Source organism: Pseudomonas kielensis, assembly GCF_030505375.1.
GTDB lineage: Bacteria > Pseudomonadota > Gammaproteobacteria > Pseudomonadales > Pseudomonadaceae > Aquipseudomonas > Aquipseudomonas kielensis.
In genome coordinates this window covers 1720226-1740517 of record NZ_CP130043.1, presented here as the reverse complement: position 1 = coordinate 1740517, position 20292 = coordinate 1720226, and the positions used below count along the sequence as shown (strand labels likewise).

Annotated in this window: 22 protein-coding genes; 2 read left to right on the top strand and 20 right to left on the bottom strand. The window is 65.1% G+C overall.

Annotated features, from left to right (window positions below; all coding sequences use genetic code 11):
• The first annotated feature begins 21 nt into the window (after positions 1 to 21).
• Entirely contained in the window at positions 22 to 369 is a 348-nt protein-coding gene (locus Q1W70_RS08205; protein ID WP_166592096.1) for a YgiW/YdeI family stress tolerance OB fold protein, read from the top strand.
• Between the two features lie 44 nt (positions 370 to 413).
• Here Q1W70_RS08205 and Q1W70_RS08200 read toward each other — a convergent pair whose 3' ends face one another.
• On the bottom strand, positions 414 to 1691 hold the full coding sequence (locus tag Q1W70_RS08200; RefSeq protein WP_265537078.1) for an MFS transporter: 1278 nt from the start codon (positions 1689 to 1691) through the stop codon (positions 414 to 416).
• Positions 1692 to 1810: 119 nt separating this feature from the next.
• On the opposite strand from Q1W70_RS08200, the gene Q1W70_RS08195 reads away from it, so the two are divergent.
• Complete coding sequence (locus tag Q1W70_RS08195) at positions 1811 to 2710, top strand: LysR family transcriptional regulator (RefSeq protein WP_166592097.1); 900 nt, start codon at positions 1811 to 1813, stop codon at positions 2708 to 2710.
• 9 nt (positions 2711 to 2719) lie between these two features.
• On the opposite strand, the gene Q1W70_RS08190 is transcribed toward Q1W70_RS08195, so the two are convergent.
• Genes Q1W70_RS08190 through Q1W70_RS08100 form a run of 19 tightly spaced genes read right to left on the bottom strand, consistent with a single transcriptional unit; the run spans position 2720 to position 20062 of the window.
• Positions 2720 to 3946 carry a beta-ketoacyl-ACP synthase gene (locus Q1W70_RS08190; RefSeq protein WP_166592098.1) on the bottom strand — a complete coding sequence of 409 codons (1227 nt, stop codon included), beginning with the start codon at positions 3944 to 3946 and terminating at the stop codon, positions 2720 to 2722.
• On the bottom strand, positions 3946 to 4674 hold the full coding sequence (gene fabG / locus Q1W70_RS08185; RefSeq protein WP_166592099.1) for a 3-oxoacyl-ACP reductase FabG: 729 nt from the start codon (positions 4672 to 4674) through the stop codon (positions 3946 to 3948). The genes Q1W70_RS08190 and fabG overlap by 1 nt, the downstream gene beginning before the upstream one ends.
• Complete coding sequence (locus tag Q1W70_RS08180; RefSeq protein WP_166592100.1) at positions 4667 to 5131, bottom strand: hotdog family protein; 465 nt, start codon at positions 5129 to 5131, stop codon at positions 4667 to 4669. The genes fabG and Q1W70_RS08180 overlap by 8 nt, the downstream gene beginning before the upstream one ends.
• Positions 5128 to 6324: a beta-ketoacyl-[acyl-carrier-protein] synthase family protein gene (locus Q1W70_RS08175; RefSeq protein ID WP_166592101.1), complete on the bottom strand. Its 1197-nt coding sequence runs from the start codon at positions 6322 to 6324 to the stop codon at positions 5128 to 5130. The genes Q1W70_RS08180 and Q1W70_RS08175 overlap by 4 nt, the downstream gene beginning before the upstream one ends.
• The gene (locus tag Q1W70_RS08170) at positions 6321 to 6821 is read right to left on the bottom strand and encodes a DUF3261 domain-containing protein (protein ID WP_166592102.1); all 501 of its coding nucleotides are present in this window, start codon (positions 6819 to 6821) and stop codon (positions 6321 to 6323) included. Before Q1W70_RS08170 ends, Q1W70_RS08175 begins: the two co-directional genes overlap by 4 nt.
• Complete coding sequence (locus tag Q1W70_RS08165; RefSeq protein WP_166592103.1) at positions 6818 to 8065, bottom strand: NAD(P)/FAD-dependent oxidoreductase; 1248 nt, start codon at positions 8063 to 8065, stop codon at positions 6818 to 6820. The genes Q1W70_RS08170 and Q1W70_RS08165 overlap by 4 nt, the downstream gene beginning before the upstream one ends.
• Entirely contained in the window at positions 8052 to 9212 is a 1161-nt protein-coding gene (locus Q1W70_RS08160; protein ID WP_166592104.1) for a cation:proton antiporter, read from the bottom strand. Before Q1W70_RS08160 ends, Q1W70_RS08165 begins: the two co-directional genes overlap by 14 nt.
• The gene (locus Q1W70_RS08155; protein WP_302098752.1) at positions 9206 to 11548 is read right to left on the bottom strand and encodes an MMPL family transporter; all 2343 of its coding nucleotides are present in this window, start codon (positions 11546 to 11548) and stop codon (positions 9206 to 9208) included. Before Q1W70_RS08155 ends, Q1W70_RS08160 begins: the two co-directional genes overlap by 7 nt.
• Complete coding sequence (locus Q1W70_RS08150) at positions 11532 to 12221, bottom strand: outer membrane lipoprotein carrier protein LolA (protein WP_166592768.1); 690 nt, start codon at positions 12219 to 12221, stop codon at positions 11532 to 11534. The genes Q1W70_RS08155 and Q1W70_RS08150 overlap by 17 nt, the downstream gene beginning before the upstream one ends.
• A complete protein-coding gene (locus Q1W70_RS08145) occupies positions 12218 to 12643 on the bottom strand; it encodes an acyl-CoA thioesterase (RefSeq protein WP_166592767.1) in 426 nt (141 codons plus the stop codon). The genes Q1W70_RS08150 and Q1W70_RS08145 overlap by 4 nt, the downstream gene beginning before the upstream one ends.
• A complete protein-coding gene (locus Q1W70_RS08140; protein ID WP_302098751.1) occupies positions 12636 to 14180 on the bottom strand; it encodes an HAL/PAL/TAL family ammonia-lyase in 1545 nt (514 codons plus the stop codon). The genes Q1W70_RS08145 and Q1W70_RS08140 overlap by 8 nt, the downstream gene beginning before the upstream one ends.
• Positions 14161 to 15108: a lysophospholipid acyltransferase family protein gene (locus Q1W70_RS08135; RefSeq protein WP_166592765.1), complete on the bottom strand. Its 948-nt coding sequence runs from the start codon at positions 15106 to 15108 to the stop codon at positions 14161 to 14163. The genes Q1W70_RS08140 and Q1W70_RS08135 overlap by 20 nt, the downstream gene beginning before the upstream one ends.
• On the bottom strand, positions 15105 to 15839 hold the full coding sequence (locus Q1W70_RS08130; RefSeq protein ID WP_302098750.1) for a glycosyltransferase family 2 protein: 735 nt from the start codon (positions 15837 to 15839) through the stop codon (positions 15105 to 15107). Before Q1W70_RS08130 ends, Q1W70_RS08135 begins: the two co-directional genes overlap by 4 nt.
• Entirely contained in the window at positions 15832 to 17514 is a 1683-nt protein-coding gene (locus tag Q1W70_RS08125; RefSeq protein WP_302098749.1) for an acyl-CoA synthetase family protein, read from the bottom strand. The genes Q1W70_RS08130 and Q1W70_RS08125 overlap by 8 nt, the downstream gene beginning before the upstream one ends.
• Complete coding sequence (locus Q1W70_RS08120; RefSeq protein WP_302098748.1) at positions 17511 to 18056, bottom strand: COG4648 family protein; 546 nt, start codon at positions 18054 to 18056, stop codon at positions 17511 to 17513. Before Q1W70_RS08120 ends, Q1W70_RS08125 begins: the two co-directional genes overlap by 4 nt.
• The gene (locus Q1W70_RS08115) at positions 18053 to 18307 is read right to left on the bottom strand and encodes an acyl carrier protein (RefSeq protein ID WP_182343202.1); all 255 of its coding nucleotides are present in this window, start codon (positions 18305 to 18307) and stop codon (positions 18053 to 18055) included. The genes Q1W70_RS08120 and Q1W70_RS08115 overlap by 4 nt, the downstream gene beginning before the upstream one ends.
• A 9-nt stretch (positions 18308 to 18316) precedes the next feature.
• A complete protein-coding gene (locus tag Q1W70_RS08110) occupies positions 18317 to 18577 on the bottom strand; it encodes a phosphopantetheine-binding protein (protein WP_166592761.1) in 261 nt (86 codons plus the stop codon).
• Complete coding sequence (locus Q1W70_RS08105; protein WP_166592760.1) at positions 18558 to 19367, bottom strand: lysophospholipid acyltransferase family protein; 810 nt, start codon at positions 19365 to 19367, stop codon at positions 18558 to 18560. Before Q1W70_RS08105 ends, Q1W70_RS08110 begins: the two co-directional genes overlap by 20 nt.
• Entirely contained in the window at positions 19343 to 20062 is a 720-nt protein-coding gene (locus Q1W70_RS08100; RefSeq protein ID WP_182343204.1) for a beta-ketoacyl synthase chain length factor, read from the bottom strand. Before Q1W70_RS08100 ends, Q1W70_RS08105 begins: the two co-directional genes overlap by 25 nt.
• Positions 20063 to 20292: the final 230 nt, after the last annotated feature.

Below are 20292 nucleotides of genomic sequence, written 5' to 3'. Positions count from 1 at the left end.
AATCCAGATGGAACCATCGCCATGAAAGCACGCTACCTCGCTCTGCTCGTTGCCCCCCTGTTCAGCACTGCCGTCCTGGCTGCCGGTTACACCGGGCCGGGTGCCGAGCCCATCACCACGGTGGCCGCGGCCAACGAAGCGGCTGACGACACGCCTGTCGTCCTGCAGGGCTTTGTGGTGAAGAAGCTGAACAACGACGACAAATACGAGTTCAAGGACTCCAGCGGTACGGTCACCGTTGAAATCGATGATGAAGACATGCCTGCGGTCGCCTTCAACGACAAAACCAAGGTCAAGCTGACCGGTGAAGTGGAAAAGGGCTTGCTCAAGCGTGAGATCGATGTCGATCAGGTGGAAATCCTCAACTAAGACCGTATTCCCACCCAAGGGCCGCCATGCGGCCCTTTTTTGCGTCAGGACTTGGCGCTCTCCGCCAGGGTCGGCAACTTCGCCAGCTTCAATGCGACCAGCAGTGCAATCACCAGCAGCGTGCCGATGAACAACCCGATGCCGTTCCAGCCGCCCTGGTGCCAGAACACGCCACCCACCGTACCGGCGATGCTTCCCCCAGCGTAGTAGGTGAACAGGTACAGCGACGATGCCTGGCCCTTGGCCTTGGTGGCGCGGCGGCCGATCCAGCTGCTGGCCACCGAATGCGCGCCGAAGAAGCCGAAGGTGAAGATCAGCATGCCGATGATCACCAGCGGCAGGGGGCTGAGCATGGTCACGGCCAATCCGCCCAGCATCAGCACGATGGTGCCCCAGAGCACCTTGCGCCGCCCCAGGCGATCGGCCAGGGAGCCGATTTTCGCCGAGCTGTAGATGCCCGACAGGTACACCACCGACAGCAGGCCGACAAAGGCCTGGTCCATGTGGTACGGCGCGGCCAGCAAGCGGTAGCCGATGTAGTTGAACAGCGTGACGAAGGCGCCCATCAGCACAAAGGCTTCGAGGAACAGCAGCGGCAGGCCGGCGTCGCGAAAATGCATGGTGAAGCCATCGAGCAAACTGCGTGGGTGCAGCGAGCGCGCGCGGAAGTTGCGTGATTCGGGGAGGATCTTCCAGAACACCGCCGCGGCGATCAACGCCAGCCCGCCAATCACCAGCATCGCCGTGTGCCAGCTGACGAAGTCGATCAGCACCCCGACAATCAGCCGGCCGCACATGCCGCCAATGGCGTTGCCGCCGATGTACAGGCCCATCGCCAGGCCGATGTGCTGCGGATGGATCTCTTCACTGAGGTAGGTCATGGCCACCGCCGCCAGGCCGCTCAGGGCCAGGCCGGTCAGCGCGCGCATCAGCAGGATGCCTTCCCAGGTCGGCATCATCGCACTGCCCAGGGTGCACAGCGCGGCGGCGAACAACGCTGCGACCATCACCGGTTTGCGCCCGATGCGGTCCGAGAGTGGGCCGGTGATCAACAGGCCGATGGCGAGCATGCCGGTGGACACCGAGAGGATCAGGCTGCTCTGCGCAGCGTTGATCGAGAACTCATGGGAGAACAGCGGCATCATTGGCTGCACGCAGTACAGCAAGGCAAAGGTGGCGAAGCCGCCGCTGAACAGCGCCAGCACCGTGCGCAGGAACATCGGCGTACCTTTTTCGATGTACACCTCGTGCAGTTGGGCGACCCCGGGGGCCTGTGGGGCAGGCGGAAGATCATGGGCAAGTGGCGCAACAGCAGTTTTCACGGGGGACCTCAGGAGTGCACGGCCGGGCAGGCAATGAAAAAAGCATATAGCTGGCTAATGTTTCTATCCAATATATTGTTCGACCTGTTTAAGAGGTTTTACGACCTAATGGAGTTTTCATGGAATTGCGCCATCTGCGCTACTTCATCGCTGTCGCCGAAGAACTGCATTTCGGCCGCGCAGCACAGGTGCTGGGCATCTCCCAGCCGCCGCTGAGCCAGCAGATCCAGGTGCTGGAACAGGAGGTCGGCGCGCGTCTGTTCGAGCGCACCAATCGTCGGGTCGAGCTCAGCGAAGCCGGTCGTCTGTTTCTCGAAGAAGCCCGGCTGGTGCTGGCCCAGGTCGACAAGGCGGCCGACGTGGCGCGTCGGGCCCAGCTTGGTGAACTGGGCGAACTGAAGATCGGCTTCACCTCGTCGGCGCCGTTCAACTCAACCATCCCCCAAGCCATCTTTGCCTTTCGCCAGCGCTTCCCGGCCGTGCACCTGAACCTGCGGGAAATGAGCAGCACCCAGGTCGCCGATGCCCTGGTGGACGAGTCGATCCAGGTCGGCATCATGCGGCCCTTGCCGCTGCCGGACTCGCTGGAGGTGGTCGAACTGACCCGCGAGCCGCTGGTGGCGGTGCTCAGTTCCAAGGACCCGTTGTCGGTGGGCAGTGAGGAGGGCCTGTTTCTGTCGGCGCTGGCCCATGAACCGTTCGTATTCTTTCCGCGCAGCTATGGCAGCGGTCTGTACGCCCAGTTACTGAGCCTGGCACGTGACGCCGGCTTCAGCCCGCACTTTGCCCAGGAAGCCGGCGAGGCCATGACCATCATCGGCCTGGTGGCGGCGGGGCTGGGTGTATCGGTATTGCCGGCGTCCTACCAGCGGATGCGTATCGACGGCGTGGTCTATCGCCCGCTGCTCGATCCCCTGGCCATGTCGGCGGTGTGGCTGGTCCAGCGCAAGGACCAGAAGTCGCCGATGGCCAAGGCGTTTGTCGACCTCCTCACCCTCAAGACTGACCCCCTACTGTAGGCGCAGTACCTAGGCCCAGCGCTTGAATATCAACGAAGTATTCACCCCGCCAAACGCAAAGTTATTGTTCATCACGTACTGGTTGCACATCTGCCGGAACTCGCCACGCAGGTAGTCCAGGGCGCCGCACTGGGGGTCGACGTGGTCGAGGTTGAAGGTGTGGGCGTATTCGTCGCTGTTGAGCATTTCAATGCTGAACCAGGACTCCAGGGCACCGCAGGCGCCCAGGGTGTGGCCCAGGAAACTTTTCTGCGAACTGATGGGCATGCGGCTGCCGAACAGGCTGCTGGTGGCCAGGGTCTCGGCGATATCGCCCTGTTCGGTGGCGGTGCCATGACCGTTGACGTAGCCGATCGCCGAAGGCGCCAGGCCGGCGTCTTCCAGCGCCAGCTCCATGGCCCGGCGCATGGTGCTCTGTTCCGGGCGTGTGGTGTGTTGACCGTCGGCGTTGCTGCCGAAACCGACGACTTCGGCGTGGATATGCGCACCACGGGCCAATGCGTGCTCAAGCTCTTCGAGCACCAGCATGCCACCCCCCTCACCGATCACCAGGCCGTCGCGCGCGGTGTCGTAGGGCCGTGGGCTGGATTGCGGGGCATCGTTTTTCAGGCTGGTGGCATAGAGCGCGTCGAACACCATGGCCTCGGTCGGGCACAGCTCTTCGGCGCCGCCGGCGAGCATCAACGGCAGGCGTCCGAACTTGATCGCTTCATAGGCGTAGCCGATGCCCTGGCTGCCGCTGGTGCAGGCGCTGGACGTGGGAATCAGGCGTCCGGTGAGGCCGAAAAAGATGCTGATATTGGCCGCCGTGGTGTGGGGCATCATGCGCACGTAGGAGTTGGCGTTGAGCCCTTCGGCCACCGAGTTGAGCAGCATGTTGCCGAAGGCCTTGATCTCGTCGGTGCTGCCGGTGGATGAGCCGCAGGCCACGCCCATGCGTCCGTCCTTGATCGACTCGTCACCCAGCAAGCCGGCATCGGCCAGGGCCCGCTCGGCCGCGCCGACCGCCAGCCGGGACACCCGCCCCATGCTTCGCAGCTGTTTGCGGGTCCAGTGGGCCGGCACCTTGAAGTCATCGATGGGGCCGGCCAGCCGGGTGTTCAGCTCAGTGAACCGATCCCACTCGTGCATGCGCCGGATGCCGCTGTGGTTGGCCTTGAAGTGGCCGGCGATGGTTGCCCAGTCGTTACCCAGGGAGGTGATGCCGGCCATGCCGGTGACAACGACGCGCTTCATCAACACAGGCCTCCATTGACGGCCAGTACCTGGCGGGTGATGTACGAGGCTTCCGCCGACATCAGGAAATTCACCGCGCCGGCCACCTCTTGCGGGGTGCCCAGGCGTTGTGCGGGGATCATTTTCATCAGTTCTTCCACCGGCACGTGGTCATCGAGCATGGCGGTGTCGATCAGGCCGGGTGCGACACAGTTGACGGTGATTTTGCGCTTGCCCAGCTCAATCGCCAATGCCTTTGCCGCACCGATCAGGCCGGCCTTGGACGCACTGTAGTTGACCTGCCCGCGATTGCCGATCAGGCCCGACACCGACGTGATGCAGACAATCCGGCCGGCGGCGCGGCGGCGGATCATCGGCATCATCACCGGGTGCAGCACGTTGTAGAAGCCGTCGAGGTTGGTGCGCATGACCTGGTCCCAATCCTCTTCGCTCAGGGCGGGAAATGCACCGTCGCGGGTCAGGCCGGCGTTGAGCACCACGCCGTAATAGGCGCCATGGGCCTCGACATCGGCCTCCAGCACGGCTTTGCAACGGGCGCGGTCGGCGACGTCGAATTGCAGGACCCGTGCGCGCCGGCCCAGGGCCTCGATCTCGGCCTGGACCGCGTCGGCCTCGGCGCGGCCGCTGCGGCAATGGACCACGATGTCATGCCCGGCCTGGGCCAGGCGCAGGGCGATGGCGCGGCCGATGCCACGGCTGGAGCCGGTGACCAGTACGAATTCAGTCATCACTGGACTCCTTGGATTGATCGAGGTATTGAGCCGCCTTGGGCGGGCGGAACACGTTCAGGCGAGCGCTGGCGTGAATGCCCGCGCCATGGATATGGCATTCGAACACGCCCATGCCGTTGTCGTCTTCCAGGGAGCGGATCCCGTGGATGGTCAGCTCGGCGCCGGCCGGGAAGTGCTCCACGTTGCACTCGAACTTGCGGGTGCCAAGCAGGAACCCCAGCTCCACGGGATTGCCCCGGCGCCGGGCATGGCAACCGGCAAAGGCGGCAACGCTCTGGGCCATCAGTTCGATACCGACCCAGGCCGGCAGGCTGCCGTCCGGATGATTGAACAGGCCGTCGGGCTTGACCGTCAGTTGGGTGTGAATCTGTTCTTCGTCGAACCCCAGGACCCGGTCGATGAGGATCATGTCGCCAGCGTGGGGCAGCAGTTCGGCGAGCGGCCAGTCAATCATGGTGCGTCTCCGATAATCAGGCTGACGTTGTTGCCACCGAAGGCAAAGGAATTGCTCATCAGGTAGCGCGGACCAATGGACGCCAGGCGATCGGCAGGGGTCACCCACTGCAGCGCTGGCAGCCCTGGGTCCGGCTGGCCGTCCCAGAGGTGAGGAGGCAGGGCGTGGGCGGGGTTTTCCGCGCTCAGGCTCAACCAGCAGAACGCCGCTTCCAGGGCCCCGGCGGCACCCAGGGTGTGGCCGGTCAGGGGTTTGGTCGAGGAACAGGGTACGCCGGCCGGGAACAGACTGGCCACGGCCTGGCTTTCCATCGCATCGTTGTGCTGGGTGGCGGTGCCGTGCAGGTTCAGGTAGCTGATCTGCCCGGGCTGCAGGCCGGCACGGGCCAGGGCCTTGTGCATCGCTTGCCGGGCACCGCGACCGGAGGGCTCGGGGGCGGAAATATGGTGTGCATCGGAACTCGCACCGCCGCCGAGCAGGGCCAGCGTCGGCTGGTCATTGGCACAACGGGTCATCAGGAACAGCACCGCCGCCTCGCCGATGTTGATGCCATTGCGGTTCACGGAGAACGGATTGCAGCGCTGTCCGGACACCGCTTCCAGGGCCGAAAAACCGTTGAGCGTCAGCTTGCACAGGCTGTCGACGCCGCCGCACAGCACCGCGTCGCACAGGTCCAGGTCGAGCAGGCGCTGGGCGCTCATCAGGGCGCGGGCGCTGGAGGTGCAGGCGGTGGAAATCACGTAGGCCGGGCCGCGCAGTTGTAGCCAGTCGGCGAGGAAGTCCGCCGGGGCACCGAGTTCCTGCTGCCGATAGTCATAGTCCGCGGGGAATTGCTGGTCCCGCAGGTAGGTGGCCAGGCCCTGGCTGGCTTCATCGATCCCCGAGGTGCTGGTGCCCAGGACCACGGCGATGCGCTGGGCTCCGTAGCGCTGGATGACCTGGTCGATGTCGGCACGGATCTGCAGCGCCGCTTCCAGCAACAACTGGTTGTTGCGACTGGCGTGCTGGCGCAGGTGACCGGGAATCGCTGCCAGTTCGCCCCGGACTGCCGCCACGGGCAGGACGCGCTGTGGCACCCAGCCGGACTCGAGCCGCATCCCCGAGTCGTCCCCGGCGAACAGGTTGCGCGCGACCTCCTGCTGGCCGCGACCGAGGCTGCAGACCAGCCCGAGAGTGTTGAGGTAGGCCGTCATGGGGTGTCCCCGCGAAGTGGCGTGACCTGATAGGTCGGGCCTTGGGGCAGGTTGAGTTGAAAGTTCAGGGGCTGGTCATAACGTACGTCCCAGCGGGTAGGCAGCGAACGTTGTGCGCCATGCTGCCAGGCAGTGGGGTAGTTGGCCTGCAACTGGTCTGGCGGCGTCAGGGCAAACAGCAGCGCGGCGAACAGTTCCCGGGCTTGCGGGTTGGGCGGCAACAGGCCGTCAGCCTGCCACTGGCCGTTGACCAGTATCTGGCGCGCCTGGGGGATGCCCAGCAAGTCCATCATCGACCAGCGAATCCCGGGTTCTTCACGCTGGATCACCAGCACCCAGTCCTGGCGTTGCTGGTCCTGGGATTGTTGCACGTGCAATTGCAGCGGCAGTGCCAGCGTCGGTTGCCCCGCGGGCAGGGGAGGCTGGCCGGCGCATGCGCTCAGCAGCAAGGCAGCGCCCAGCAGCATCAGGCGCGCGACAAGGTCACGCTGGCTCATGTGGCATCCCGGGCACAGAGCTGCGAGATCATTTTCAGCCGGCGCCGGGCCTCGCTGACAAACGGATTACGTTCGTCCCAGGCGTAGCCGGCGAGGATCGCGCTGATCATGCGGCGGATCTCGGCGTTGCCGCCCTGATGGTAGATCACATCCTGGAAGGTGCCGTTGTACCAGCCTTCGACATAGCAGCGGAAGGTATCGACCCCGCGCTTGAGGGGCTCGGCGAACTCGCGCTGCCAATCGACGCTGTGCCCTTGCAGCTGGCGATCCAGGACGGCGGCGGCCATGCTCGCCGAGCGCATGGCGATGGTCACGCCGGAAGAAAACACCGGGTCGAGAAACTCCGCGGCATTGCCCAGCAGGGCAAACCCCGGCCCGTGCAGGGTCTTGACGTTGGCCGAGTAGCCGCCGATGGTCCGGGCCTCGGTGTCCCACACAGCGTTTTCCAGGACCCCGGCCAGGCTCGGGGTTTCGGCGATGAAGCCGCGCAGGCACGCATCCAGGTCGTCGCTGCGCCCGACGAAATGCTCGGCGGCCGCAACCACGCCGACCGAGCAGCGGCCGTTGCTGAACGGGATGGTCCAGAACCAGATGTCGCGTTGGGTCGGGTGGGTGGTGATGAGGATTTTTTCGCGCTCGAACGCCGGGCTGTCGATCCGATCCTGCACGTGGGTGAACACCGCCTGGCGCAGCGGAAAGTTCGACGCCACTTCGAGGTCGAGCAGGCGCGGCAGGACGCGGCCATAGCCACTGGCGTCGAGGATGAAAGCGGCTTGCACGGGGTACTGGCTGCCGTCCTCGCGTTGTACCTGCAGGTGCGGTCGCGGGCACTCGACATCGACGCTGACGATGGCCTCGCCGTAGCGGATTTCCACCCCTTGCAAGGCGGCCTGGTCGGCCAGCAGCTTGTCGAAGTCGGCGCGCTGCACCTGAAAGGTGGTCGGCTTGCCGGCGCTGAAGGTGTCACCAAAATCGAACGCGCTGTAGTGCTCGCCCCAGGCGAAAGCGGCGCCGTTCTTCAACTGGAACCCGGCGGCGTTGACCGCATCAAGCATGCCGGCTTCTTCGACGAAATCCAGGCAGTGGCACAGCAGGCTTTCGCCGATGGAGAATCGCGGGAAATGCTGGCGCTCGATGACCAGCACATCGTGGCCCTTGCGCTTGAGCAGCGCGGCGGCAATGGCCCCCGAGGGGCCGGCACCGATGATCACAACCTGACGCTGTTCGATTTCAACGGTTGGCACGTGGACTCCTTGCCGTAGCGGCGCTGTTTCCGGGCGCGCGATGCATGCCGAGCAAAGCCGGCAGTAGCGTCGCGACGAGACCCATCAGCATCAGCGCGAAGTACAGCGCGCCACTGATGAGGTGTTGTTGCAGCAGCAGGTTGAGAAAGACGATCTCGCTCAACCCGCGAATATTCAGCAGGACCGATTCCCGCCAACGGCTGGCGCCTGCAAAGGATAGTCCGGCCCAGCCCAGGCCCAGCCAGTTGCCGAGCAATTTGCTGGCGATCGGCAACAGCAGCAGGGCCAGCAACTGATGCCAGCCCAGGCTGTCGAGGGCGCTGTGCACGTCGATCTGCACAATGCCGAAGGTCAGGATCAGCGGGATGGCGACCCAGGTCTGCACTCGGTTCATCCACACCGCCGGCAGGGGCAGCACCAGCGCGATCTTCAAACTGGCCATCAACAGCAGGTAGCCGATGCCGAGGATCAGTGCATTGAGCTTGTAGTGCTCGGCCGCCACCAGCAGCAGAAAAAAGCCGGCGCTGTAGACCAGCGGCTGGCGCAGCCCGAGCAGGCGCAGGAGCAGTGGCATGCACGCCCCGGCCAACGGCAGTAACAGGCTGCTCAGGTGCAGGCTGCCCTGGGCCACGGCGAACAGGGTCCAGCAGGTCAGGTCGATGAGGATCGCCGTTTGCACCAGGCGCCGGGTCGCCGCTGCGGGATAACCGATGTGGCGCAGGTACAGGTACAGCACCGGAATCGCGGTGATGGCGAACAGCAGGCCGACAGCCAGGGAGCTGATCCAGGGTTGCGCGGGCAGCAACCAGATGGCCGTGGCCAGGCCGCAGGCGAAGGGCAGGCAAAAACTCGGCAGGGCGATTTTCAGGCTCTGGCGGTCCAGGCGCAGGTCGATCACGTCGCTGAGGATATGCCCCAGCAGCAAGGCAAACCCCAGGCTGTAGAGGTTTTTCAGCCACCCCGGGGCAATCAGTTCGGCGCCCGTGAGCTGCCAGCCCGGTTCGATCCAGAAGTACATCAGCAACGGCAGGCCGAAGGTGGCCAGCAGCAATTGGCTGACGATCGGAATCAGGCCCAGGTGTCGGCCGACGTAGGTGGCCGCGGCGAACAGCGCCAGGGCCAGGAGCCAGAACAGGACAATCAGCATGCTCCCAGCTCCCGGCGTGGCGCGGTGTGGGCCTGGCTTCCCGCCCACGGCGCGAGGATGAAGCTGAACACCAGGCCCAGGCTGACCGCCAGGCCGAAGTTGCTGACCGCCGGGGTGCTGGACACCGCCAGCAGGCCGAACGACAGCCAGGTGGTCAGCGCCGCCAGCAGGGTGCCGAGCAGGCTCACCGCCGCGCCACCGACCTGTTCGCGCATCAGGATCGCGTAGTCGACGCTGATCGCCGTGACCAACAGCAGGCCGAACAGGCTGAACAGGGTCAAGGGTTGCCCCAGCCAGCCCAGGCTGGCCAGGCTGCACAAGGCGGCCAGCAACGGCAGGAGCACGATGCGCAGGGCGCCGCCCAGGCCGAAAGGCAGGATCAGCACCAGCACGATCAGCACGCAGGACGCGAGCTTCAATTCGGCGGCGCTGATTTGCGTGGCGGCGAACACCTGGTTCAGGTCACCAAGGCGATCCACCAGTGCCACACCGGGCAAGTCCTGGGTCTGCACCCGCAGCAACGCCGGGTCGTTCAAACCTTGCAGGCTGACCATGGCCGCCACGCCCTCGGCGTTCGGGCCGAGCCACAAGGTGCGGTAGGGTTCTGCCAGCGGCCCCAGCAGGGCGGCGTCGATGTCCTGCACCGGCAGCGCCTGCAGCGCCGCCAGTTCTGCCTGCAGCGCCTCGTTCGAGACGCCGAGGGCCTGCAGGGGTTGCCAGTGCTGGGGCAGCTTGGCCAGCGCCTCGCGCACCTGCTGCTGGACGCTGGGGGCGCTGACCAGTTGATCGAGCGCCAGGAAACCCTGGAGCCTTTCCAGGTTGACCAGTTGCTCCAGGCGCTCAGTCAAGGCGCTCTGGCGCTCGAGCAATTGCTCCTGGTTGGCGGCCCGCACCAGGAAAAACTGACTGGTGGGCTGAAAGCCGGTGATCTGTGCGATGGTCCGCGCCTCTTCGGTGAGTTGCGCCGGCGCTCCGACCCATTGGCGAATGTCGTTGCGCGTGTGCAGTTGCAACAGGCCACCGACACAGAAGGCAAGCAGCAGCGCGAGCAGCACGGGGGGACGCAGGTGCCTGAGCAGGGCTTCGCGCAGGCTCAGCAAACCTTCGCAGACCCGCAGCGGCCACTGCGCCGGGTGCAGCTCCAGGCCCTTGAGCAGCGCCGGCAGCAGGCACACCGCCGACAGGTAGGCGCCGAGCAGTCCGGCGGCCGAGAACACGGCGATCTGGGTCAGGGCCGGGAAGGGTGTCCAGGCCAGGGCCAGGTAGCCAATGCAACTGGTGATCAGGCTCAGGGTCAGTCCCGGCAAGGTCAGGCGCAAGGCCGACCAACTGCGCCAGGGTTTCAGGCTCCAGCTCTTGGACAGGTAATGCAGTGGGTAATCCACCGCCACGCCGATCAGGCTGGAGCCCAGCACCAGGGTCATCACATGCATGTGGCCAAACAGCGCGACACAGGCCACCGCGCCAAACAGCATGCCCACCAGCACCGGGACGAACGCCAGCAGTACCCGCCAGCGGCGGAAAGCCAGCAACAGCAGGAGCAGGATCCCCAGGGTTGCGCCGCCGCCGACCCAGGTCATCTCCCGGGTCGCTTGCTGCTGACCGGCAGCGGCATACAGCAGGCCGCTGGCTGCGAGCAGTTGCACGTCAGCCTTGGCGGCCTGTTCGCGGCTGCGTTCGAGCAGCCCGGCCACTTGCAGCGGCAGTTGCATGTCAAAGGCATTGCCGGTGGTGCGGGCCCGCAACAACACCCAGCTCTTGCCGTCGGCGTCGGCAATCAATGCGCCGCTGCCGATGTCCAGTTGCACGACGCCACGCTGCGGTTGGCTGTTCTGGATGCGTCCGGTCAGGCCCAGCCAGTCGTCCTGGCTGGGCACCAGGCTGAAGCCGCTGAAGGGGTCGAACAGGGCTTGCAGGCGTTGCTGGATAAAGGCGTCGGGCTGTTCCACCAATTGTTGGCGGTCGGTCTTCGACAGCATGGCCAGGCGACCTTGCAGCAGTTGGCTGCGCAGGGCCGGTAGGTCGGCCTGCAGATCCCACTGGACCTTTTCGAACAGGCCGCTGGCCTGCCATTGAGCGCCGAGGGTCTGCGTCATCTGGATGGCCTGGCTGCGCTGCGGGTGGCCGACCAGTACCAGGATTTCCCGATTCAGCGGTTCCTGCATGCGCTGTTCGGCGCGCAGTTCCAGCGGGTCGGGGGTGGTGCCGGGTGCCAGCTCCATGAGGTTGGCCGACACGGGTGCGCCGTCGCGCCATTGCCAGGCGCCGAGCGCGAGCACCGCCAGCAGCAGGCCCAGGAACAGCCAGGGCAGCCTGCGTTCACTGGGCAAAGTCATGTTGCTCCGCATCACTTAGGGGTTGATCGGCCGTGCTGTCCGGCATGCGCAGCAAGGTGCTGTCGCCCTGGGTTTCCAGCAGTTCGATGCGTTGCACCAGTTCGCCGCCTTCGATGTTGATTTGCTGGAACACTTGCTTGAGCAGCACTGAGCGCGGGGTCAGGGTCAGGTGCCAGCGCTGGGCATCGCCACTGAGGGCCAGTTCGAAATCCCGTTGCAGGCCGCTGCTGTCGCCTTGCAGCACGGCAAGAAACAAACGGTTCTGCTCGGCGCCGGCACTTTTGCCCGGCAGCATGTGCCAGCCGTTGGCGTCACGCCGGGCGATGCCCTGGGCGTTGATGCGGTAGTCCTGCTGCAGCGGTGTCTTGAGCAACCAGAGCAAGCCGTGATCCTTGGCCAGCACGAAGGTGCCCTGGCTGGTCAACGGCTGGGGCAGGGCGCGCAGGTGTTTTTCCTGAATGAACTGGCCGTGGATCACCGCAGGTTTGGCCAGTTGAGTGCTGAGTTGTTGCAGATCGAATGCCTGTGCGCTGAAGCTCAGTAATACCCCCATTCCGGTAGGAGCGAGCTTGCTCGCGAAGAACCTGAGGACGCGTCGCAATACCAGGCGTGCAGCGTTATCGTTGACGACCTTCGCGAGCGAGCTCGCTCCTACAGGGGGGGTGTGCATCATTCGAGGGCTCTCGTGACGGCGTCGGTAAACACTTTGGGCGAGGCCAGTTGCATCTCGCGGCTGGCCAGGTCGACCGCGACCTGCACCGTGCAGGCACGGGTCAGGCGCTCGCCGCTGGCGAGGTCGGTGATCAGGTAGTTGATCTTCAGGCGGTTTTCCCACTCCACCAGGCTGGCACGCACGTTGAGCGTCTGGCCGAATACGGCGCCGCGCACGTAGCGCAACTGCAGGTCGATCACCGGCCAGGCGTAGCCGCAATCGTGCATCGCGTTGTAGTTGTGGCCCAGGCGGTCGAGCAGGGCGCAGCGGGCGATTTCCAGGTACTTCACGTAGTGGCCATGCCAGACCACCTGCATGCTGTCGACGTCAAAGAACGGCACGAGGATCTGGGTGTCGTGGTGCAGCACTCCTTTGCTACGCATGCAGCCTCCAGTGTTGTTCGCCGATCCGTTGCAGGCACAGGCGCAGTTCGCCTTCCAGGGCGCGGTCTTCGATCACCGGAGCAAAGTCCTTGGCCAGTTCCGCGTGCATGGCCGCCAGTGCCGGCGGCAATGGCCGGGCGTCGGCTGCCTGGCCGCGTAGCCAGACCCCTTGCTGGGCGGCGAGCAAGGTGGCGGCAGCGACCTGCTCGGTCAGTTCCAGCACGCGAATCGCGTCGCGGGCGGCAATGGTGCCCATACTCACCTTGTCCTGGTTGTGGCATTCGGTGGAGCGCGAGAACACGCTGGCCGGCATGGTGTTTTTCAGCGCTTCGGCGGTCCAGGCGCTGGTGCCGATCTGCACCGCCTTGAAGCCATGGTTGAGCATGGCCCGCTCGGTGCTGGCGCCCGACAGGTTGCTCGGCAGGCCATGGTTGTAGCGTTCGTCCACCAGCAAGGCAAGCTGGCGGTCGAGCAGGTCGGCGACGTTGGCCACCAGGTTCTTCAGGCTGTCCATGGCGAAGGCGATGTGCCCGCCGTAGAAGTGCCCGCCGTGCAGCACGCGCTCGGCTTCGGCGTCGATGATCGGATTGTCGTTGGCGCTGTTGAGTTCAATCTCGATGAACGAGCGCAGCCAGTTCAGGCTGTCCGCCAGCACACCCAGCACATGGGGCGCGCAGCGCAGCGAGTAGCGGTCCTGCAGGCGATGCAGGGGCGCGGTGGGGGCGTCGATCGCCAGGTCCTTGCGCAGCCAGGCGGCGACCTGCATCTGCCCCGGATGGGGCTTGGCGGCGAACAGGCGCTCGTCGAAGTGCTCCGGGTTGCCTTGCAGGGCGACCACGTTCATCGCCGTGATGCGCGTGGCCAATTGCAGCAGGTAGTCGGCGCGGGCGAAGGCCAGGCAGGCCAGGCCGGTCATCACGGCGGTGCCGTTCATCAGTGCCAGGGCTTCCTTGGGGCGTAGCACCAGCGGTAGCCAGCCGAGCTCGCGGTGGACCTCGGCCGAGGTGCGGCGCTCGCCGCGCCATAGCACCTCACGCTCGCCGGACAGGGTCGCGGCCACGTAGGACAGGGGCGTCAGGTCGCCGCTGGCCCCCACCGAACCCTCCTGCGGGATCAGCGGCAGGATGTCCTGGTCGAGGAACGCCTGCAGGCGCTCCAGCAACTCCACGCGCACCCCGGAGACGCCGTGGCACAGCGACTGCAAGCGTGCGGCAAGCACGGCGCGGGTGGCCTGGGCGTCGAGCAGTTGGCCCAGGCCGCAGCCGTGAAAGGTGTACAGGTGACGGGGCAGGGCCTCGACGTGGTGCAGCGGTACCGCCACCACGCAGGAGTCGCCGTAACCGGTGGTCACGCCATAGATCACGCCTTCCTTGTCCAGCAACGAGTCGAGATACCGGGCGCCCTTGGCGATGCGCTCGCGGTAGGCACTGTCGCTTTGCAGCCGCGCAGGGGCCTGGCGGTTGGCCAGGGCCAGCACGTCCTCGATGCGCAGGGGGAGTTCGCCGAAGGTTACCGGCTCAAGCGTGGGCGTCGTCATCGGCTTTCCAGAAAGGGTAGAAGTTGAACCATTGTTGGGGCGCTTGCAGGCAATAGTGACTCAGGCGTTCGGCATAACGGGAAGCCCACTGATGAATGACCTGCTCGCGCTCGCTGCGTTTCCACAGGATCGCCTCGGCGAAGGGTTCGAGGGTCAGGCGGTAGTGGCCCGCGGGTTGTTTCAGGCACAGCAGCAGATTGACCGGGCATTTCAGCAAGCCGGCCAGCAACCACGGGCCTTGGGGGAACGCCGCCGGATGGCCGAGAAAGTCCACGGTCACGCTGCGCCCGCCGTGCAGGGGCACGCGGTCACCGGCGATTGCCAGCCATTCGCCACGCTCCAGGCGCTCGTGCAGTTGCAGCATGGTCAGCGGGTCCAGCTCACTGACCTGGATCAGCCGCAGGTTGGTGGCTCCGGCTTCTCCCAGCAGGCGGTTGAACTGCTCTGCGTGCTTGGTGTGCACCAGTACGTTCATGGTGACCCGCTCGCCGATCTCCGCCAGCGCGCGGCAAACCTCAAGGTTGCCCAGGTGGGCGCCCACCAGCAGTTGCCCGCGGCTACCGCGCAGTTGATTGCGCAGCAGGGCCGGGTCGTTGATCTCTATCTGCTCGATGCTCAGCTTGCCGTTCCAGACGTCGAGCTTGTCGAGCATCGAGTCGGCGAAGGCCATGAACTGGCCAAACACCCGCCAATGACTGGGGCGCAAGTCGTCGCGGCCGCTCCAGTCGGCCAGGCGCTGCTGGTACTGCCAGGCGCTCTGGCGGGCATTGCGTCCAAACAGGAAAAAGTACAGGACGATGCCATACAGCAGCGGGCTCAATGCGCGTCGGCCCAGCAAGCGGGCGGCGCCGGCGGTGAATTTCATCAGCCAGAAGCTGCCGCGCTCCTCGCGGTCGGCCCAGTGCTTGTTATCGGCGTTGCCGCTCATCGGCGCCACCGCCGCCAGAGCAGTGCGGGCGAGCGCAGTAGCATGCCGAAGAACAGCCGGGTGTGCATGCGCGTGATCAGCACGTTGTCGTGGAACAGGCGAAAGTGCGAAACGCCGTCCAGCGGGTAGTGGACGCGGGTTTGCAGCCACAGCATGGGCTGGTTGCGCCAGGCCAGGCGCACCAGGATGTCGGAGTCGAAGTCCATGCGCTGGCCGATGTTGGCCGAGTCGATCAGGGCCAGGGTCGGTGGCAGCGGATAGACGCGATAGCCACACATGGAGTCGCGGATCTGCAACGACAGGGTGTTGATCCAGACCATCACATGCGTCAGGTAGCGCGCATACAGGCGGCCTTTGGGCACGCTGGCGTCGTACAGCGGGTAACCGCAGACCAGCGCCTCGGGATGGGCTTTGGAGCAGGCGATGAATCGCGCGGCGTCCTGCAGGTCGTGCTGGCCGTCGGCGTCCACTTGCAGGGCATGGCTATAGCCCAGGCGTGCGGCTTCGCGCAGGCCGTGCATCACCGCGCCGCCCTTGCCCTGGTTGACGCTCAGGCGCAAGACAAACACCTTGGGCCGTTGGCCGAGGGCATCCAGCACTGAGGCGCAGGCCGGGCTGCTGGCATCGTCCACCAGGATGCACGGCAAGTCGGCGGCCAGCAGGGCCTCGACCACTCGGGCAATGGCGGTTTCGTGGTTGTAGACCGGGATCACCGCGCAAGGGTTATGCATCAATTGCGCTCTCGAGCAGGATCCGCCCGCTGGAGCAGGTGGCAGTGGCATTGCGGTAGGTGAAGTACAGCTTGCCGCGTGTTGCGTCGAAGCGCAGGTGCAGCTGGATTTCATCGCCCGGACGCACCAGTTGCTGGAACTTGAGCACTTCCATGCCGGCAAACTTTTGCGGCAGGTTCATCAACTGCTGGCCCAGCTTCAAGGCCCAGTCCACCTGCACCACGCCCGGCAGCACCGGCGCCAGGGGGAAGTGGCCGCTGAAGTAGGCCAGGTCCGGGGGCACGGCCAGTTGCAGGCTCCACTGACCCTCGTCTTCACTCTGCTCCAGCACCTCGGGAGTCTTGGGGCGTGGGGCCAGCAGCAGGGCATCGATGGTTTTCTGCGCGAGTTTGCCCTGGGCATTCATCGGCAGTTGTCGCAACAAGCGCCAGCGGCGGGGCAGGGCCAGGGTTTCGCAATGCTGGTTGAGGTGTTCGCGCAGGGCCTGGGTCAGGTTGCGCCGACCGATGTTGCGCAAGGCATGCAGGCCCGTTTCGCTGAGGACCAGCACGGCACCGAGCGAGGCACGGTTTTCCTGGACCACGCCCAGGCGGGCTTCGGCGACCCAGTCGTGGGTCACCAGGGCTTGCTCGAGCATGGGCAGGGAAATGCGTTTTTCTTCCAGTTTGACGATCCGGTCCAGGCGCCCCAGCAGTTCGAAGCGACCGTCCGCGCCGATGCGGGCGGCATCGGCACTGTGTTCGACATGACCGGGCGGCAGATAGGGCGAGGCGATCAGCAAGGCGCCGTCGCTGTCCTGGCGCAACTGGACGCCGGTAAAGGGCTGCCAGGGTTCGTGCCCCTGACGCCAGGCAATGCCACCGGTTTCCGAGCTGCCGAGAATTTCCGTCGGCCATTGCTGCAGCCGGTCATGCAGGGTTTGCGCAGCTTCGCCGGGTAACGCACCACCGGAAGAAAACACCCGGCGTACGGCACTCAGGGCCGGCCAGTCGAGGTTGTCGCCCATGCGCTTGAGCAGTGCCGGGCTGGCGACCCAGGCAAAGGCCGGGTGTTCGCGGCTGGCACGCTGCAGGTCTTCGGGGAATGCCAGTTGCTTGCGCACGAACGGGCGCCCGGCACACAGCGGCCAGAGCACGCGAAACAACAGGCCGTAGATGTGCTGGGTGGCGACGCTGCCAATCAGGCAGGCGTCGCCCAGGTCCGCGCCCCACAGTTGCTCCAGGGCTTGGACTTCGTTGGCCAGTTGGCGCAGGGACTTGTCGATGCGCTTGGGTTCGCCACTGGAGCCGGAGGTGCACAGGCTCAATTGGCAGCGATCAAGGTCCAGGGCGGCGGCCGCCAGTGGCGGGGCGCACAGATCGGCCAGGTAGGCATCACCCGGCTGGTCGCTCAGCCACAGCTCGACTTCGCGGCTCCAGCGTTGACGGGTCTGGGCTTGCAGGTCGGCGGGCAGCAATACGCTGACCCCGGCACGCCAGGCGCCGAGCAGGGCGATGGCCAGGTCGGCGGCGTCTTCCAGGTGCACGGCAATGCGCTGAACGCCGCGGGTCTGCAGGCCGGCGGCCAGGCTCAGCGCCTGCTCGCACAGGCGCGCATGGTCGAGCGCCGGGGCGGTGGTCACGGCCCGTTGTGTTTGAGTCTTGAGCAGCAGGTGCTCAAGTTTTATCCAGTTCATGGGTGGTCTCGTACCCGTTGTCGTATGAGCCACTCGATGGCAAACATCAGACCGATCAAAACGTAGGAAATCAGCCCGGTGTACAGCGCCCACCAACTCAGCGGTGCCCAGAGGGTCAGGGCGGCTGCACACAGGCCGTTGCACAGGAAAAACAGGCACCAGGCAATCGTCACTTGGCGGGTATAGCGGATGGCTTTTTGCGGCAGTTGTGGCTCGCGCAGGCGCGCCAGGCGCTCGACCATCGGCGGGCCGTACTTCAGGCTCGCGCCGAACAGCCCCAGCAACAGCGCGCTGATCAGCACTGGGTACCAGCGCAGCAGGCCAGGGCTGTCGAACAGCGCCAGCAGCAGGCAAAACAGCAGGACCGCAGCGGCCATCAGCACGTCGCCAGGGCGTCGTTTGCCGGTCACGGCCCTGGCCAGCCACAGGCTGCCCAGCAGCAGGGCGAATTGCCAAGGGGCGAAGTGCGCCATGCCGTAATACACCGCAAAGGGGTACAACAGGCCTGTGAGCAACAGGCCTAGGCCGATCACTGGGCTCATGCTGTCGGTTGAACCAGACGGTAGACCGCCTCGACCACATCACTGACCGTGCGGACCGACTTGAATTCCTCGGCGGCAATCTTTTTGCCGGTCTGGCGCTTGATGTGGTCGATCAGGTCGACGGCATCGATGCTGTCGATCTCCAGGTCCTGATACAGATTGGATTCAAGGCTCACGCGCGCCGGATCCAGTTCAAAGAGTTCGACCAGGGCATCGCGCAAGGTGTTGAAAATATCGTCACGAGTTTGCATGGTCCGGTCTCAAGCTGCCTGTTTTGCCGTGACGAAGGCCGCAAGGCTCGCCACATTGATGAAGTGGTTGCGGGTGTCCTTGGCGTCGGCATCGATCTTGATGCCGTACTTTTTCTGGATGGCCAGGCCCAGCTCCAGGGCATCCACGGAGTCCAGGCCCAGGCCTTCGCCGAAGAGCGTCTGTTCATCGTCAATGTCATCGACACCGATATCCTCCAGGCCCAGGGAATCGATGATCAGCAGTTTTATCTCACGGTGCAGTTCGCTCATCTTGGGCGAGCTCCTTAATAAAGTAATGATGCAAGTAGTCGTTGAGCTTGCGCGAGGCCTGCGGCGCAGGCCCCATCGCGGCGAAGGCTTGTGGGTCTATATCGGCCCCCACGTGGAAACTGAAATGCACGCGGCGCTTGGGAATCCGGTACCAGGGTTCGGCCTTGGTCAGGGTGGTCGGGCTGACCTTGATGACCACCGGGGTGAGGATGCTCGCACCTCGCAGGGCAATGGCCGCCCCTCCACGGTGCAAGACCGGTGGTTGGCCGGGCTGGGTGCGTGTGCCTTCCGGGAAGATGATCAGGGTTTGCCCGCTCCTGAGCGCGTCGGCGGCGGCATCGAGCATGTCCATGCTGCCGTCATTGCTGATGTATTCGGTGCAGCGTAGCGGACTGCGGGTAAAGGGGTTCTGCCAAAGGCTTTGCTTGACCACGCAATTGGCGTGGGGCACCAGGCCGATCAGAAACACCACGTCGATCAGCGAGGGGTGATTGGCCATGATCATCTGCCCCGGTCGACCGAGGCGTTCTGCGCCCTGGATGTCATAGGTCAGCACGCCGGTACGGGCCATGAACCGCACAAACAGCCAGAACAGCCGGCTGACCGTCGCGCGAGCCCGCCGCCTGTGGGTCGGGGCATCCCCGGGCAGGCAACCGAGTACCGGGAAAACCACCAGGCGCAGGCACAGCCCGCCCAACCCGAACAGGGCAAAGCTGGCAGCCGTCGCCAGCAGGCGCCAATAGTAGGCGTCGCGGTTTTTTTCGGTCACGGATTGCGTTGCCAGGTCCATACACGATTTTTCCAGGCATGTTGGCAAGAAGTCTCCTGGCCGAGCAGCACAGGTAACAGATTCAGCGCGTGGGGCCAGTGGGCGTTGGACAACGGATCCGCTGCACTGTTCAGGGACAGCTGCCAGTCTTTACCGGAGGTCAGCAGCAAGCCGACGGCGTAGGGAAACGGCACGTCGTCGATCCACGGCGAGTAGGCCTGGGGTGGCTGATCCTCGGTCACTACCAGCAGCACTGCCGGTGCGCCTTCGTCGAGCAGGGCGGCGGCTTCCAGCACGCCATGTTCGAGGCCGTCGCCGGCGGCGGCCAGGGCGGTCATTTCGCTGGTTTCACCGCGCATGATCGACCACAGTCCGATGATCGCATTGTGTACTGACAGGCTGAACTGGGTAGGGGATAGCGGTTGCTCGGCCGCCAGGTCGCTGAGGATCTCGAAGGTGCGCGGGGTTTCGCCATGACGGGACACGAACACCAAGGGCAGTTGCTCGCGCCCTTCGGCCAGCGGCCAGCCGACGCTGAAGGCCATGCGGGCCAGGCGGCTCAGGCGGCGGCGCTGCATGGCCGGAAGAAAGGACACGTCGGGGGCTTCATCGCTACCCGGGAGCACCACCGGTCGGCGGCTCCAGGCTTGCCAGTCGTCCACGCTTACGAGCCCAGGGGCCCAGGCGCGCCATTGGGCGATGCTGAATGTGATCACTGAATTATTCCCGCCCCTGCGGGCTTGCTTGACGCGGTAAGTCGTTTCGATCAGGGACTGACCTGGCGTGGCATGACGGCCGAGTGTCGCGCATTATCCCGGTGCTGTTGGCTTGTAGCAAATGCTGGTTACATTTTGTTCAGTAGATGGTGAGCGTTCTCAAGTAATGGGCAGCGAGGCAATTCTGCGGTTTTCGTCGGGATAATCCGCCAGTCACGTCTTCAGCCAAT